14 protein-coding genes are annotated in these 16618 nt (G+C 46.7%); 4 read left to right on the top strand and 10 right to left on the bottom strand.

Features of this window, described 5'->3' with window-relative positions:
• Nucleotides 1-73: 73 nt before the first annotated feature.
• From rsmB to rpmH, 10 genes are all read right to left on the bottom strand, one after another.
• Nucleotides 74-1414 carry a 16S rRNA (cytosine(967)-C(5))-methyltransferase RsmB gene (gene rsmB / locus B0681_RS08930; RefSeq protein ID WP_078318382.1) on the bottom strand — a complete coding sequence of 447 codons (1341 nt, stop codon included), beginning with the start codon at nt 1412-1414 and terminating at the stop codon, nt 74-76.
• The gene (gene fmt, locus B0681_RS08925) at nt 1407-2420 is read right to left on the bottom strand and encodes a methionyl-tRNA formyltransferase (RefSeq protein WP_078318381.1); all 1014 of its coding nucleotides are present in this window, start codon (nt 2418-2420) and stop codon (nt 1407-1409) included. The genes rsmB and fmt overlap by 8 nt, the downstream gene beginning before the upstream one ends.
• Nucleotides 2421-2550: 130 nt before the next feature.
• On the bottom strand, nt 2551-3216 hold the full coding sequence (locus B0681_RS08920; RefSeq protein ID WP_078318380.1) for a riboflavin synthase: 666 nt from the start codon (nt 3214-3216) through the stop codon (nt 2551-2553).
• Nucleotides 3217-3505: 289 nt separating this feature from the next.
• Complete coding sequence (gene ribD / locus B0681_RS08915) at nt 3506-4561, bottom strand: bifunctional diaminohydroxyphosphoribosylaminopyrimidine deaminase/5-amino-6-(5-phosphoribosylamino)uracil reductase RibD (RefSeq protein ID WP_265734161.1); 1056 nt, start codon at nt 4559-4561, stop codon at nt 3506-3508.
• Nucleotides 4558-5028, bottom strand: a complete 471-nt coding sequence (gene nrdR, locus B0681_RS08910) for a transcriptional regulator NrdR (RefSeq protein WP_078318379.1) — start codon at nt 5026-5028, stop codon at nt 4558-4560. Before nrdR ends, ribD begins: the two co-directional genes overlap by 4 nt.
• 99 nt (nt 5029-5127) lie before the next feature.
• The gene (gene mnmE, locus B0681_RS08905; RefSeq protein ID WP_078318378.1) at nt 5128-6513 is read right to left on the bottom strand and encodes a tRNA uridine-5-carboxymethylaminomethyl(34) synthesis GTPase MnmE; all 1386 of its coding nucleotides are present in this window, start codon (nt 6511-6513) and stop codon (nt 5128-5130) included.
• A gap of 115 nt (nt 6514-6628) precedes the next feature.
• Nucleotides 6629-8278, bottom strand: coding sequence for a membrane protein insertase YidC (yidC, locus tag B0681_RS08900; RefSeq protein WP_078318377.1), 1650 nt, complete (start codon nt 8276-8278; stop codon nt 6629-6631).
• 236 nt (nt 8279-8514) lie between these two features.
• Entirely contained in the window at nt 8515-8841 is a 327-nt protein-coding gene (yidD, locus tag B0681_RS08895; RefSeq protein WP_078318376.1) for a membrane protein insertion efficiency factor YidD, read from the bottom strand.
• Nucleotides 8842-8858: 17 nt separating this feature from the next.
• Nucleotides 8859-9266 (bottom strand): ribonuclease P protein component, encoded by a 408-nt coding sequence (gene rnpA, locus B0681_RS08890; RefSeq protein ID WP_078318422.1) that lies wholly within the window; start codon nt 9264-9266, stop codon nt 8859-8861.
• A 132-nt stretch (nt 9267-9398) separates the two neighbouring features.
• On the bottom strand, nt 9399-9533 hold the full coding sequence (gene rpmH / locus B0681_RS08885) for a 50S ribosomal protein L34 (protein WP_003662232.1): 135 nt from the start codon (nt 9531-9533) through the stop codon (nt 9399-9401).
• A gap of 591 nt (nt 9534-10124) precedes the next feature.
• Here rpmH and dnaA point away from each other — a divergent pair.
• The 4 genes from dnaA to gyrB all read left to right on the top strand — a co-directional run bounded on the left by dnaA (nt 10125) and on the right by gyrB (nt 16585).
• Nucleotides 10125-11519, top strand: a complete 1395-nt coding sequence (dnaA, locus tag B0681_RS08880) for a chromosomal replication initiator protein DnaA (RefSeq protein WP_078318375.1) — start codon at nt 10125-10127, stop codon at nt 11517-11519.
• Between the two features lie 51 nt (nt 11520-11570).
• The gene (gene dnaN / locus B0681_RS08875) at nt 11571-12728 is read left to right on the top strand and encodes a DNA polymerase III subunit beta (protein WP_078318374.1); all 1158 of its coding nucleotides are present in this window, start codon (nt 11571-11573) and stop codon (nt 12726-12728) included.
• 12 nt (nt 12729-12740) lie between these two features.
• On the top strand, nt 12741-13928 hold the full coding sequence (gene recF / locus B0681_RS08870; RefSeq protein WP_078318373.1) for a DNA replication/repair protein RecF: 1188 nt from the start codon (nt 12741-12743) through the stop codon (nt 13926-13928).
• A gap of 200 nt (nt 13929-14128) precedes the next feature.
• Nucleotides 14129-16585 (top strand): DNA topoisomerase (ATP-hydrolyzing) subunit B, encoded by a 2457-nt coding sequence (gene gyrB, locus B0681_RS08865; RefSeq protein WP_078318372.1) that lies wholly within the window; start codon nt 14129-14131, stop codon nt 16583-16585.
• Nucleotides 16586-16618: the final 33 nt, after the last annotated feature.

Below are 16618 nucleotides of genomic sequence, written 5' to 3'. Positions count from 1 at the left end.
TTTATAAAGTTTTGATTGACTCAATTTTAGCACAATTTTATCATAAAATGCGATAAAATCAGCCAGATGTTAATTAAGTTCGTGATGATTTTTTGAGCAATGCATAATAAAAGCCATCGCCACCACCAGCCTCTATGGGCAGGCATTGATAGCCCACCTGCTGTGGTATTTGATGGGCTAAATCAAGCTTGAACGGCAGCGCCATGGCATCATCATGACAAGACAAAAAATCCACCAGTTGTGACTCATTTTCCACCTTTAAAATCGAGCAAGTCACATACAACAACACACCGCCATCAGCCAGCTGTGGCCACAGATTTTCTAGAATTTCGCGCTGCAAACGCTGCGTTTTGGCGACATCCTCGCTTTGGCGCAGCAGAGCAATATCAGGATGACGACGCAGCACACCTGTAGCCGTACAAGGCGCATCCAGCACGATCACATCCAACAAGCCGTCCGCCTGCCACGCTGTGCCATCAGCCTCAATGATGGATAGACGCTCATCGACCAAGCCCAGCCGATGCAGATTATCATGAACACGGCTAAGACGATCGGCATCATGATCGACGGCATATAAGTGTTTCATGTGAAACTTTTCTAGCAAATGCGCGGTTTTGCCTCCCGGCGCGCAGCACATGTCCAAGACTGTGCTATGTCCATCGATATATGGCTCAAGCAAATGTGCTGTCAGCTGAGCATGAGCATCCTGAACCGATACCCAGCCATCGACAAAGTGTGGCAGCTCAGTGATGCGCTGCACCTGATCCAAGCGGATGGTTTGCTTATCTTGATAACCCAATGCCACAAGGCTGTGTGCGATGCCATGCTCATCAAGCAAACGGCCATACTGCTCGATGCTGCATCGGCGCTCATTCACCCTCAAAAACACAGGCGCAGGCTGCTTTAGGGCAGCACCCAATGCGTCATAATACTGCGGCCAATCACTCTTGAGTGCTTTTGCTAACCAATTTGGCAGACTGTGATTTTTATTGATTTTTTTGGCAAATTTATTGGGCGTCTTTTGAACTTTTCGTAATACAGCATTTAATAACCCTGTACCATAATCTTTGCCCAGCTCTTTAAGCGATTCTACCGTCTCATGAACCGCTGCATGCTCAGCGGTATGCATGTATAACAGCTGATACAAGCCGACATGCAAAGCTGCTACCACCCCAGGATCGCTGATCGGTCTTGGCACCAAGCTTTCGGTGATGCGTGACAACGCCCACCATTGGCGCAAAGTACCCAATAACAGCTCATGCACAAAGCCACGACTGTCAGCATCAATGGGGGACAATAAGGGATCCAGCAGTGAGGATAAAGACTTACCTTGTAGAATCTCTTCAATAACAGCGATAACTTTTGCGCGATTTGACAGCTTTTTATTGTTTAATTTTTTATAAATATCATTCATCAATTTTTATCTCAAAAATATCGCCATCGTTAATTTTATTCCCATGAGCGATTTGTTCAGCTGTCAGCGGCTTACCACCCGGCCATTGTAATGTGGTTAAATTGATCAAATGCTGCACATTGTCAGCAGATGTTCCACATGAAACCAGTATGGCATTTTTACCAACACTCACCACTTGGCCTGCGCATACTGTTGTGGTTTGATCATGCTTAATTGGCAGTGCACTGATGATTTTGATGCGTTCGCCATTTAGATAAGTATACGCATTGAGCGCGCGAATCTGACGCGCGATATGATACGCATTGTCATGCCAATTTATCTGGCCTTCTTTGGTATGCACTTTCTCGGCATAATTAGCCTGATCTTCCTGCTGAGGCACTGCTTTATCTTGATACGCGTGCAGATTTTTTAGTACCTCGGCGATGGCCTCAGCACCCAATGCAGCCAGCTTATCATGCAGCGTCTGTGTTGTGTCTGTTTCGTCGATTGGGCAAGACACACGATACAGCATATCGCCTGTGTCCAGTCCTTGTGCCATCTGCATGATGGTGATGCCAGTCTCTTGATCGCCTGCCAATATCGCTCGGTGGATCGGTGCAGCGCCACGCCATCTCGGTAGTAGCGATCCATGGATATTCAAGCAGCCATAAGTTGGGGTATTTAGCACGCCCAATGGCAAAATCAAACCATAGGCAGCAACAATCATCACATCTGGTTGATAGGCAGCCAGTGTTTCGCGTGAAACTTTACCACTAATGCCATCATCAGGCGCATATCTTAGACTAAAGCTGACAGGCTGCTCAACTGCAATGCCATGCGCCATCGCCACCTGCTTTACCGGTGATGCGGTAAGCTTTTGACCCCTGCCAGATTTGCGATCAGGCTGGGTATAGACCGCGACGATCTCAATATTAAGTGCCGCCTGATGATCGATCAGATGCTGCAAACTGACAGCAGCAAATTCTGGCGTACCTGCGAAAATGACTCTAAGTGGTGACAAATTCATTATTATTCATCCATCAAATTTTCTTAATTATCTAAAGTATAAAACAGATTTTTATTGAATTATTTATCTAAATATATAAAATCATAAATTTTAATAATAAAAATAAATTTTATATATTAAATCTAATCAATTATAAATAAAATCCCGCCTTGGCCAGTGTCTCTTCGGTGATGCTGCTGACAGCCTGTGGCGCTTGTTTAGATAACAATAATCGCTCTAAATATCTTGCCACCAAATCCACCTCGATATTCACCAGCGCGCCCACCGACCAATGCTTATCAATGTTGGTACGCTCAGCTGTGTGCGGGATGATATTTAGGCAGACCAAATTTTGGTCTGGCTTGATGGCATTGGTAGTCAAACTGATGCCATCGACAGTGATCGAGCCTTTATCGGCGGTATAACGCATCAGCTCGCTTGGAAGCTCAATCTCGATATAGATCGAGCGAGCATCTTTGGCCATATGACGCACGACTCCGACGCCATCGACATGACCTGCGACGATGTGTCCACCAAATCGCGTGGTGGGCAGCATGGCTTTTTCCAGATTGATGATATCGCCGACACGCCAGTTTTGCAGGGCAGATTTACTGAGTGTTTCCCGTGAAACATCGACAGCATAGCTTTGATTGCCGATGGCAACCACAGTCAGACAGATGCCATTTGAAGCGATCGAATCGCCTAATTGCACATCAGAAAAATCCAAGTCTGGGGCGTGAATGTGTAGCTGAATATCACCACCGATTTGACTGATGGATTTGATACTGCCAGTGGTTTCGATAATACCTGTAAACATAATGATCTCTGTGTGTACTGTGGATAACTCCAAACTGAGCTTGATCGTCAATCTACAATCAAATAGCACTCGATGAGTTATCCACAGGTGTCAGTTAATGAATGATTCGCCAAAGATAAATTTTAAAATTATAATAAAATCAATAGTTTATATCTTTATTTAGATGAAAATACCACTGATATTTATAATTTATCCACAGCCTAATTTGATCAGCATATCCATCAGATTAGGATTAGTCATTGAATAATCAAGCTGTGGATAACTTCATATTATAAAATTTAAATTAAAATTATGTATTCAGTGTTTTATAAATCATGCGCAAATCTCGACCGATTTTATCCACTGAAGTTAAGTCAAAACGATGCTGATGTGCTAGTGTCTGAACCTCACAAGCAAACATCGATCGCGCTGTATGACCCAATATGCACGGTGCTTGATAAACGATCAGCTCATCCACCAATCCTGAGGCAATGAATGCACCAGACAATGACGCTCCTGCCTCAACCATCACATCGTAACACTGATGCACCGATACCAACTGCTTGAGCAGCGTGGTCAGATCTTCACGCCATAGCAGCACATCATGGTGATTGAAGATCTGATGAGCACCCTTTTGGATGCGGCCACGGCGATCGACAACGACGATCTTAGGGGCTGGTATCTGATCAATGGCCACTCCCAGCTGCTGACTTCTGACTGTCAGCAGCGGATCATCTGCTAGGATGGTGCCTGAGCCTGTGATGATGGCTGCGCTCATAGCGCGCAGTTTTTGGACATCCTCACGCGCCTCGTTACCAGTGATCCATTTGGATTCGCCCGAGGCCATGGCGGTGCGGCCATCGATGCTGCCAGCCATTTTTAGGCGCACATAGGGCATGCCTGTGGCCATCGCTTTTAAAAACCCAGCATTCAGCGCCATCGCTTCATCAGCACAGACACCGACGATGACCTCAATGCCAGCCGCTTTGAGTTTTTTGATGCCATTGCCTGCGACTTTTGGATTGGGATCGAGACTTGCAACGACCACGCGGCGGATGCCAGCGTTGATCAATGCGTCCGCGCATGGTGGCGTGCGTCCGGTATGGCTGCATGGCTCGAGCGTCACATAAGCGCACGCACCTTGGGTGTCAAAGCCAGAATTCCTTGCCTGTCTGAGTGCAAAAACTTCTGCGTGCGGCTGTCCTGCCTTAGGATGAAATCCTGTGCCGATAATCCGACCATCTTTGACGATCAACGAACCCACTGCAGGGTTTGGGCGAGTGGTATAGATGCCTTTTTTGGCCTCGCTAATGGCAAGCTGCATATAATAAATATCGCTATTATGCCAATGATTCAAAGGGTTCACAAGCCTTCACCTTGCTTTGGTAAATTAATTTTATCAAGCTCTGCACGAAATTCGCTGATGTCCTGAAAATCACGATAGACACTGGCAAAGCGAACATAAGCGACATCATCGAGTGATTTTAAGGCACTCATCACAATCTCACCAAGCACCTTACTTGTGACCTCACGCTCACCTGTTTTGCGTAGTGCTTGCTCGATGCGACTGATGCTGGCTTCGATCTCATCGGCACTGATGGGGCGTTTTTGAAGCGGTAGAGCGATCGAGCGGCGCAGCTTACTTTGATCATAAGGCTCGATGCGGCCACTGGATTTGATAATCCTAGGCATCACCACCTCACAGACCTCAAAAGTTGTAAAACGCTCTCCACAGGCTGCACACTGCCGACGACGACGCACTTGGGCACCCTCAGCCGCCAGACGCGAATCCATGACTTTGGTATCATCTGCATTACAAAAAGGGCAGTGCATGACGACTCCTTTATTATTTTTTAATTTTATTGATCAATCTGACATGTCCGATACATTTATCCAATTATGTATATTTTAGAAAATGTATCCAATTTATGCTCATTTACCAATACAGAAACTTGAAAAAATCTTGCCCAATAACTCATCGGCACTCATCTGACCTGTGATTTCACCAAGCGCCAGCTGTGACTGTCTTAAACTGTCTGCCACCAGCTCACCGGCATGATAGATCGTCAGCTGATCGCGCGCTTCGATAACAAAAGCCTTGGCGCGGTTCAGTGCATCGATGTGTCTGGTACGAGCGATCAAGCTGTTTTCGGGTGGGTGAAAGCCGACTTTATCACTAAGTACTTTAATTAAACTATCAATGCCATCGCCAGTTTCACATGAAACATAAACGGTTTGGATGGCCAATTCTGTTTCATGTGAAACAACATGCATCGGCGGATCTGGCAACAGGTCGCTTTTATTGGCGACCATGATCAGCTTTTGGGTGAATAGCATATCATCCGCTGTCATCACCTCTGCAAACAACTCTTTGGCCAGTGCCAATGGATCGCGCTCTTGGCTAGCATCATACACCATCAGCAGCACATCCGCCTTATGAATCGCCTCAAGCGCACGAGCGATGCCGATTTGCTCCACCTTATCAATCGTGTCACGCAGGCCAGCAGTGTCAGTCAAATGCACCGTCAAACCGCCCAATACCAATGTCTCCTCCAGAGTATCGCGCGTCGTGCCAGCGATATCTGTGACGATGGCGCGCTGTGTGCCTGATAGGCGGTTTAGCAGGCTTGATTTGCCAGCATTTGGCTTACCGGCCAGTACCACATGCACACCATCTCTGAGCAGCTGACCTTGCTTGGCGGTGGCTAATATCTCATCGATGCCTGATAACACCGCATTTATCTTGGCCAAAATCACGCCATCGCTTAAAAAATCCACATCCTCTTCATCTGGAAAGTCGATCGCCGCCTCGACATACAGTCGCAGGTGAGTCAGATCATCATGCAGTGCATTGATTTTATTAGAAAATTCACCAGTCAAAGAGCGAATGGCGCTGGTCGCTTGGGCAACTGAAGTGGCTGCAATGGCATCACTGATGGCTTCAGCTTGCACCAAGTCAATTTTATCATTTTCAAAGGCGCGATATGAAAATTCACCTGCGGTAGCTTGTCTGGCACCAAGCTCAAATACTCGCGCCAACAGCAGATTTTGAAGAATCATGCCGCCATGCCCCTGCAATTCCACCACATCCTCGCCAGTAAATGAATGCGGTGCCTTAAAATAAATCACCACCCCTTCATCGATGATGCCATCATTGCCAAAAAATCCACCAAAGTGCGCCACTCGCGGCGTCAGCGACTCTCGCTGGGTGATGGCGCAACCAATCTGATAAGCATCCTTACCCGACAGGCGAATGATGCCCACGCCCCCTTGTCCGATGGGTGTGGCGATGGCGGCGATGGTGGGTTGTTGTATCATATTCATGGCTTTATTAAATTTATCAATTAACCTTTTATTTTATCACCATTGGGCGAATAATTGCCAATAAAAAATCCCACAAACTTAAGATTTGTGGGATTTGGGCATTGGCTGCTTATGCTTGCTTGGCTTGCATTTCGCGCGCCACACGCTTATTAACAAGGTGCTGATGGATCATGCTAAATAGGTTATTCACCGTCCAGTATAGCACAAGACCTGCTGGGAACCACAGCATAAAGATTGCAAACACCAGTGGCAAAATTTTCATCATCTTCGCCTGCATAGGATCGGTCGGCTGCGGGTTTAGTAGCTGCTGAACATACATGGTCACGCCCATAAAAATCGGCAAAATAAACCACGGATCCATCGCAGACAAATCGGTGATCCAGCCAATCCACGGTGCATGGCGCAACTCAACTGACTCAACCAGCATCCAGTACAAACCTAGGAAGATCGGCATCTGAATCAAAATCGGCAAACAGCCCGCCATCGGATTGACTTTCTCATCGCGATATAGCTGCATCATCTCTTGACTCATCGCCATGCGATCGTCGCCATGCTTATCTTTTAATGCTTGCAGCTTTGGCGCGATGGCACGCATTTTTGCCATCGATACATAGCTTTTGTTTGACAGCCAAAACAGAGCAATCTTGATGATCAAGGTCAACACCACGATTGACCAGCCCCAGTTGCCGATAAACTTATGAATGCCATCCAAAATGGCAAATAATACTTTTGAGATCGGCCACAGCAGACCATAATCCACTGTCTTGTTCAAGCCTTCAGCCACAGGCGCCATCTCTGACTGGATTTTTGGGCCTGCATACAGCGTGCTGTTTAGGGTGATTTGTTTGCCTGCATCGACATTAATCACAGGGCTGTTATAGCCAATAAAATGCTCATTGCCGGTGGTGCGTGTAAAGAAATCAGCCTCAAAGCTGTTTGATGGCGTCCAAGCTGAGACAAAATAATGCTGCACGATCGCTACCCAGCCGTCTTTGCTTTTGACATTCAGGCCATCGCCAAAGTTTGAAAATTTCAGCTTATTATAAGGATCATCTGGCGTACCCCAAGCACCACCCAGATAAGTAGCCATGCCCAGCATGCCTTTATCATCCAGACCAGGATCTTTGCTATTATCACGCTTTAGCTGAGCATACATCTGACCTTGCCAAGCATTAGCAGAGGTGTTGTTGATGTTGTAGCTTAGATTAATCGGGTATTGACCTGCGTTGAATGTATAGGTTTTGGTGATGGTAACGCCGTCTTTTTGATAAACCAGCGGCACCTGCAATGAGCCTGCACTTGGGTTTAATTGATAGCTTGTGCGCGGACTGGTGTACACCGCACGGCCTTGGGCGGTATCGATGCCATCACGACCCATCAAGCCTGATTGCGCCACATAAGTACGCGTCGCATCATTTTCTAGCAGTACAAAAGGAGTGTTGCTGTCTTTGGTGGCATTGTGCTGCTTGAGTGCTGCATAAACGATGTCACCACCAACAGGGTTAATCTTAATCTCATAGCGGTCGGTATCGACGCTGATCAGATTGGCCGTTTGCTGATCGGCTGGCGCACCTGCACTGACACTTGGTACATCGCCAGTCATTTGTGCGCTAGGCACATCGGCGCTGCTGCTGGTTTGGGTCGCCACAGGTGCTGTGGTTGCAGGTTTTCCTGCGTAATCATCACGCCATGCCAAGATCAGCAAATAGGCTGTAATGAGCATCGCCACGATGATTAAAATCCGAAGAATTTTTTGCATAAAGTTCAAATCCGTTAAGCATAAACAACACAGGCTGGCGCCCAGGTTATGTTCAAACCCTTTATTGTACTAAAAATATGCCAAAAATCCTAGAAAATATTGCTATTTTATCTCCCAAGGCTCTCATAAACACAAATAAATCCAACCATCCACAGTGTTGATGGCAGGATGTTAGGATATGGCACGCTGTATAGATCAAATCTGAACGAATAAAACCCGCCACGATACACCCATCATCAATCCTTAGCCTTATTCATCCACAGATTTAGCCGATATGCATAAGTCAGCCGATCCTGATACACCAGTTGCCAGTGATGACAAGCAGGCAGATATTGATAGCGATCAAGCGGCAATGGCACAAAATCCACCCCCGAGCCGCCCCATGGATGGCAGCGGGCAATACGCCCTAAGGTAAGCCATGTACCTTTGGCTGCGCCATGCCATAATAGCGCCTGCCGACCATAACTTGAACAAGTCGGATAAAAGCGACATCTGGGCGCCATCATAGGACTCAGATGTCGTCGATAGCAGCCGATCATCCATAGCAGTAGATTTTTTATCATATCTAAATAGTTAAAGGCTAAGCTGTTTTTGATTGACAAAATTTTTGATGAATTTTACTAAACAATTCATCGACTTCTCGGCCAATATCAAAGCTTTTATCATAACTGGCTTTAACGATGACAACAATGTCAATGGTCTCAAATTGGCTGCGCTGCTGGCGAAATGCCTCACGCGTTAAGCGCTTAATGCGGTTGCGCGCTACAGCATACTTGAGCTTTTTTTTGGTGATGGCAAGCCCAAGTCTGGATGAATCCGCACTGCCTTTGGCAATAAAAGCCAGCAAATGCGCGGTGTGAATTTTTTTGATGGGTGCATCAAATACCGCCTTAAAGTCATCAGATCCCAAAAGTCGATACCGCTTAGGAAAATCATGGCTTGGTGTGTGGTTTGATGATGGGATTGTTGGCTGCTGTCGGATGGTCATAATCTGGCTTTTTTTAGGGATTTTGGCTGATTTTAGCACGAATATCTGTCTTTTGGTGGTGATAACGGCTGGATTTGTCAAAATTTTGGTATAAAAAAGCACCGTTTGACGGTGCTTTTGGAATGGCTGTGATTACACAGTCAAACGATGACGGCCTTTGGCGCGACGACGAGCCAAAACTTGGCGGCCTTTTTTGGTTGCCATGCGTGCACGGAAACCATGAGTGCGTTTACGCTTTAAAACGCTTGGTTGAAATGTACGTTTCATAAATCACCTGTAAAAGATGTGCACCATTGCTGGTGACTGTTTGGGCGACTCATCAAAGTTGATAAACTGCCCAAATATTGACAATTAACTAGTTAATGTTTTGCTTTGATAAGCGAAAAACCCGACAATCTTATCAAAATATTCATCAAAAGTCAACATAAGTTTGTTGATATTAAGTGCTTAATGCCACTGTGTATGATGATGACTGACTGTATTAAGTTGCTATTTTATTCATCCATCTTTTGTTATACTAAAGCTTGCTAAGATATGATATTGAAAGTTATCCACAGATTGTTGATTTGCTTATTAGTTAAAATAAGACCCAAATATAATAATAATATAAGCGAAAAAATTCTGTTGATAAGTTGATTTTATTATTAAATATCATATATTTATCCTGTGGAAAGTGATGTTTATAAAATGTTGGTGAAATGTGGAAAAGTCGATTTTTAAAGTTATCCACAGAGTTTTTCATAAAGTTATCCACAAAAAATAATGCTTGAAATTTGACAAAATTGTGATACTATTTGACACGCTTGAGCAAGTTAATTGATGGCTGCATCATGCAGTGTATTTTTTTTGAGGTGGGTCATGAGTCTGTTTGAAGATATGCCAACAGCTGGCAATCCGTTATCGGTAGATGATGGCGAAAGCGTGTGGCAAAAATGCCTGCCTGATTTGCAATTTATGATGGAGGATAAGGACTATCGCCAGTGGATTGCGCCCTTAAAAGCTGAATTAAGCGGTAATGAATTGCTGCTTTTGGCGCCTAATATGATGTGGGTCAAGCATGTCAAAGAGCGCTATTTGGCACAAATCAGTGAACTTGCCTTACAGCACGCCCCAGATAAAGTGCAAACGGTGCGTATTGAAATGGTCGTCAGTACCACCCCAAGCACCCCTGCCAAAAAACCAAAAGCCAAAGACAAAAACAAACCTGGCATGGTTGAGGGTCTGCCGATCGATCCTGCTTTTACTTTTGATGCCTTTGTCAAAGGCAAATCCAATGCCTCAGCTTATAACGCTTGTAATGAATTGTCCAAAAAAGACAGCAAGCACAATTATGGCCCGATTTTTATTTATGGTTCATCGGGTCTGGGTAAGACGCATTTGATGCATGCCATGGCGCACCGCTATCAAAAATATGGCAAACGCTATTTTTATTTCACCAAAGATCATTTTTATAAAATTACTTTGGAGGCATTTCGCACCAATGACATCGTGCAGATGGAAAAAGAAATCTGCCAAGCTGATCTATTAATCATTGATGATGTACATATGGTGAGTGGTTCAAAAGCGCCAAAAGTGACTGAGATTTTGATGAAGCTGTTTGATGCTTTTTCGGGCAGTGGCAGCAATAAACAAGTGGTGCTGGCCTCCGACCGCCCGCCTTCGCAGATGGTCAGCTTTGGCGAGCGCTACATCTCAAGGCTTTCAAGCTGTCTGCAGCTATCCATCGAGCCACCTGATATGGAAATGCGGGTACAGATTTTGGAGAAAAAAGCCAGTATTTTGACGCTGGATTTGCCCAAAGAATGCGCATTGTATATGGCGCAAAACCTGCCGCCAGATGTGCGCGGTCTTGAGGGCGCCTTAAAGCGCGTGCAGCTGTCAGCCACCATTTTAAGAAATGAGCCTGTATCACTGCCATTGGTCAAAGATGCCATCAAAGACCAAGTGCAAGCGCGGGCTCGGGCGCTCAATGCTGAAAGTATCCGAGATTTGGTGGCGGAATATTATGAAATCTCACCCAAGGATCTGATGGGCAAAAAGCGCGCTCGTCACATCGCCAGACCCAGACAGATGGCGATGGCATTGATCCGTGAATTGACTCGCGACAGCTTTCCTGAGATCGGCCAAGTGTTCGGCGGTCGTGATCACACCACTGTGATGCATGCTTGTGAAAAGATCGAAGAGCTGCGAGTGTCTGATGCCAACATCGACAAAGACTATCATTCGCTAAAAATGATGCTAGAATATGTCTGATAAAAATTCACCAAATTTTAGTCAATCACCCCATAAATCATGTGAGCTTGTATGAAATTATCCATCAATCGTGAGTTGTTAATCAAAGCCATCAACATGGTGGTCAAGGCGGCGGATAAGCGCCATCGCTTTGTTATTTTAGGTAATATCAAACTGGTGCTTGAAGAGGGGTATTTGACACTGACAGCATCGGATTTGGAGCTTGAGCTGACCACGCGGTTTGCCATTCCATCGGGTGCTTGTATTTTGGCAGGCAGCACCACTTTACCAGCTGAGATGTTTTTTAATATCTGTAAATCATTGTCAGCTGACACGGTGACGATCGATGCGCCTGAGAATACGAGTCGCTGTGTGATCACCAGTGGCAAAGGCCGCTATACGCTAAGCAGTTTGCCTGCCCAAGATTTTCCAAGTATTGGTGCTGCACTGCCATCGACAGTGGTGAAGATCAGTCAAGGCGATCTGACCAGCCTCATCCATCATACGCGGTTTGCGATGGCGACCCAAGATGTGCGCCACTATCTGACGGGGATGTTGTTTGACATCAATGACAGCAAGCTCACCGCGGTTGCCACCGATGGCCATCGTCTGGCCGTGGCGCACCGCTTATTGTCTGATAGCTATCAGGCCAATCAGGTGATCATCCCTGGTAAGGCGGTGGCTGAGCTTGAGCGTTTATTACTGGAGCTTGCCAAGACCACAGATGATGCGACGATCGTTGAGCTTGGGTTTGATGCTGAGTTTTTGCATGTTGGCTTGACACTCAGTGATGAGGAGACGGATGCGGTGCTTGAGGTAAGCTTATCGGCGCGTCTGATCGAGGGTAAATTCCCTGACTATCGCCGCGTGCTACCGACCAATAACATCAATGCCGCCAATTTTAATAAAGATGAAGCCATGGATGTGCTAAGACGCATCTCGGTACTAAACAGCAAAGCCAATCCTGGGGTGCTGCTTAACTTTGATACTACCGATCAATGCAAAATCAGCGTCAGCGACAAAGGTGAGGGTGAGGCTGAAGAGGTGCTGGGTGTGCAGCACGAGGGCGATGTGATTGAGCTGATTTTTAATGAAGCCTATCTGCGTGCTGTTTTAAGTGTGCTTGAGGGTGAAATCCGCATGGAGATGAATCAGCCAAGCTCGCCGGTGCTGATCTATCAAGTGGGTGATGATCTGCATCAGTACATCATCATGCCGATGCGCCTATAGGATGCAGCCTGAGTGATCCAGCAGCTAAACATCCATAAACTGCGCAATCTTGGGCAGGCTGAGCTGACTTTGGCACGATGCAATTTGATCATCGGTGCCAATGGCAGTGGCAAAACATCGCTATTAGAGGCGGTGTTTTTGTTGTCTCGGGGCAAAAGTTTTCGCCATCATGAGCCGCGCCGCTATATCCGCCATCATGAATCCGACTGCACCATCTGGGCAAAAACCTTCGGTGATCCCAGCAATACTTTGGCGATCCAAAAAAAGCTTGATATGCAGGGCAAGTCAGACACGCTGCTGCGTTTTAATGGTCAGACAGCAGCCAGCCAAAGTGTGCTTAGCTTTCAGCTGCCGACTTTATTGATCGATCCTGTTGGGATGAGTCTGCTTGATGAGGGCAGTGGCACGCGCCGCCAGCTGCTTGATTGGCTGGTGTTTCACATGAAACCTGAGTTTTATCAGCAGTGGCTACAATACCAAAGACTGCTCAAGCAGCGAAATAGTTTATTAAAACAGCCCAGTATCCAACATCGCCTTAATGAGCTTTTGGCTTGGGATGGGCAGTTATCTTATTATGCCCATGCCCTGCACGAGCATCGTCAAGAGATTTTTTTGGCGTGGGAGACCCATTTTCAGCAAATGCTCGGCCTGCTACTGCCTGAATATCAACACAGCTTAAGCTTGCAGTATGTGGCTGGATTTGACACCAAAAATCCTCTGATCGATACACTGAGATCACGCATCGATCAGGATATTGAATTGGGATATACACGCATCGGTGCGCATCGTGCTGATGTGTCGGTGCTGTTCAAATCCACCAACGACCAAGGTCAAAAGATCCGCGAACAAGCCACACACATCTTATCCCGCGGCGAAAAAAAGCTATTAATTACCGCATTAAAGTTGTCACAACTACAGCTGATCTGCAATGCCATCAGTCACTCAAATAGCGACGCCACATTCCCCGTGGTATTGATCGACGATATCGATGCTGAGCTGGATGACGCTGCGATGCAAATCCTGCTAAAGACAGCGTTATCATTACCTTGTCAACTGATCATCACCAGTTTAACTGCTGACACGCATCACAAAATCTTAGATATTCTGAAACACTTGCCATCACACAACACCAGTGAGCAGGCGGTGTATCATATGTTTCATGTGGAACAAGGCCAATTTTTGCCGATGCATCAGCTTTGATGCTACTGTGACAAAATCCTTGCCAAAATCCACCAAAAAAGCAGCAACAAGTGCATCATGGCGCAAGCTGTCGCCTAAACAATAAATCCTGTGGCAACTTGTTAGCACACTGACTTTTTATAAAAAAAATGCTATAATATGGTGGTTTTTATTCCTGCTTTGGATGATGATCAGCCAAGCACCCGTTTTAAGGATTACCCATGACCGACACCATCAACCAAAACCAGCACACTGGCGGTGATGCCTATACCGCCAAAAATGTCCGAGTACTGCGTGGACTTGAGGCGGTGCGTGTCCGCCCTGGTATGTACATCGGTGATACTGATGACGGCACAGGCTTGCATCACATGGTCTTTGAGGTGGTGGATAATGCCATCGATGAGGCGTTGGCGGGACATTGTGATGAGATCAATATCATCGTGCATGATGATGAATCGGTATCGGTGATGGATAATGGTCGTGGCATCCCTGTGGATATCCACCCTGAAGAAGGTGTATCAGCGGCTGAAGTCATCATGACGGTGCTACACGCTGGTGGTAAGTTTGATGATAACTCCTACAAGGTCTCAGGTGGTCTGCATGGCGTAGGTGTCTCGGTGGTCAATGCCTTGTCTAAGAAGCTTGTGCTCAACATCTGGCGTGATGGCTATGCACACAGCCAAAGCTACACCGATGGCGTAGCAGATGCACCGCTTGCCAAGCTTGAGCCATCGACTCAGACAGGGACGCAGGTGCGTTTTTATCCAAGCTTTGAGATTTTTAAGGGTGTGACGACCTTTGATTATGACATCCTTGCCAAGCGTCTGCGTGAGCTATCCTTCCTAAACTCCGGCGTGCGTATCGTACTGACAGACGAACGCACAGGCACCACTGAGGTATTTGAGCATAAAGGCGGTTTGTCGGAGTTTGTTAATTATATCAATGGTGGCAAGCAAACCTTAAACGACATTTTTCATTTCACTGCCGATGGTGCTGAGGGTATCGGTGTGGAAGTGGCACTACAATGGTCGGACAGCTACAACGAAAAAGTACTGTGCTTTACCAACAACATCCCCCAAAAAGACGGTGGCACGCACTTGTCAGGCTTTCGTTCGGCACTGACACGCTGCCTAAACGCCTATATGGACTCAGAAAATATCGCCAAAAAAGAAAAGGTGCAAGTCACTGGCGATGATGCTCGTGAAGGTCTGACTGCCATTATCTCGGTCAAAGTGCCTGATCCAAAATTCAGCTCACAAACCAAAGATAAGCTTGTCTCAAGTGAAGTCAAATCGGTGGTTGAGACCACCATGCACGAACGCTTGTCTGAATATCTGTTAGAAAATCCAGCTGCTGCCAAGTCCATCGCCGCCAAGATCATCGATGCCGCCCGTGCTCGTGACGCTGCTCGTAAGGCGCGTGAAATGACGCGTCGCAAAAGCTCGCTGGACATCGCAGGCTTGCCAGGTAAATTGGCGGACTGCCAAGAAAAAGATCCTGCATTATCCGAACTGTTCATTGTCGAGGGTGACTCGGCAGGTGGTAGTGCTAAGCAGGGTCGCAATCGTAAGATGCAGGCAATTTTGCCGCTGAAGGGTAAGATTTTGAATGTCGAGCGAGCTCGATTTGATAAGATGCTCTCAAGTGCCGAAGTGGGTACGCTGATCACCGCACTTGGCACAGGTATTGGCCCTGATGAGTACAATCCTGATAAGATTCGCTATCACAAAATCGTCATCATGACTGATGCTGATGTCGATGGTTCGCACATCCGCACACTGCTTTTGACATTCTTCTTCCGTCAAATGCCTGAGCTGATTGAGCGTGGCTATATCTACATCGCTCAGCCGCCACTGTATAAGGTCAAGCGTGGCAAGCAAGAGGTGTATCTCAAAGATGGCGAGGCGTTGGACTCTTATTTGTTGTCTTCGACCATCGATGATCATCAGCTGTTTTTGAGCAAAGATACGCCTGCCATCACTGGTGTGGCACTTGAAAAGCTACTCAAAGACTACAGCCAAAGCCAAGTGGTCAAAAACCGCTTGCAGGGCAAATACCCATCTGAGCTGCTTGATGCACTGACCTTTATTCCAAAGTTTGACACCACCGCCACAGGCGATCGTGATGCGATGCAGGCTTGGGCAGATGCGCTGCAGATGAAGCTGTCCAAGCTTGCACCGAAGCTTGAACCATCGGTTGAGCTTGTCGAAGTGACAGGTGCTGAGACCGAAAGTACTGGTCAGTGGCTACCACGAGTGACGATTTATATGCACCGCTTGCCACAGCATTATCTGCTGGATTTGGGCTTTTTGGGTTCATCAGACTATGCACGCCTACTACGCCTAAGTGGTGAGTGGAATACCGTGCTGACCGATGAGGCGTTCTTGCGCCGTGGCGATAAAGACAGTGCCATCAAAGATTTTCACCATCTGTGGGAGCAGCTGATGCAGGCGGCTCGTCGTGGCGTGGATGTTCAGCGTTACAAGGGTTTGGGTGAGATGAATAAGGAGCAGTTGTGGGAAACCACCATGGATCCTGAAAATCGCCGTATGCTCAAAATCACCATCGAAGACGCCATCAAAGCCGATCATCTATTCAGCTGTCTGATGGGTGATGATGTCGAGCCACGCCGTATCTTTATCGAAGAAAACGCCCTAAATGCAGACATCGATGCGTGATTAGCCAGTATTGCCCGACGAGATGTTGGGCAT

The organism is Moraxella porci DSM 25326, from assembly GCF_002014855.1.
GTDB lineage: Bacteria > Pseudomonadota > Gammaproteobacteria > Pseudomonadales > Moraxellaceae > Moraxella > Moraxella porci.
Note: the sequence above shows the minus strand (reverse complement) of the source record. Positions and strands in the feature narration are given on the sequence as shown.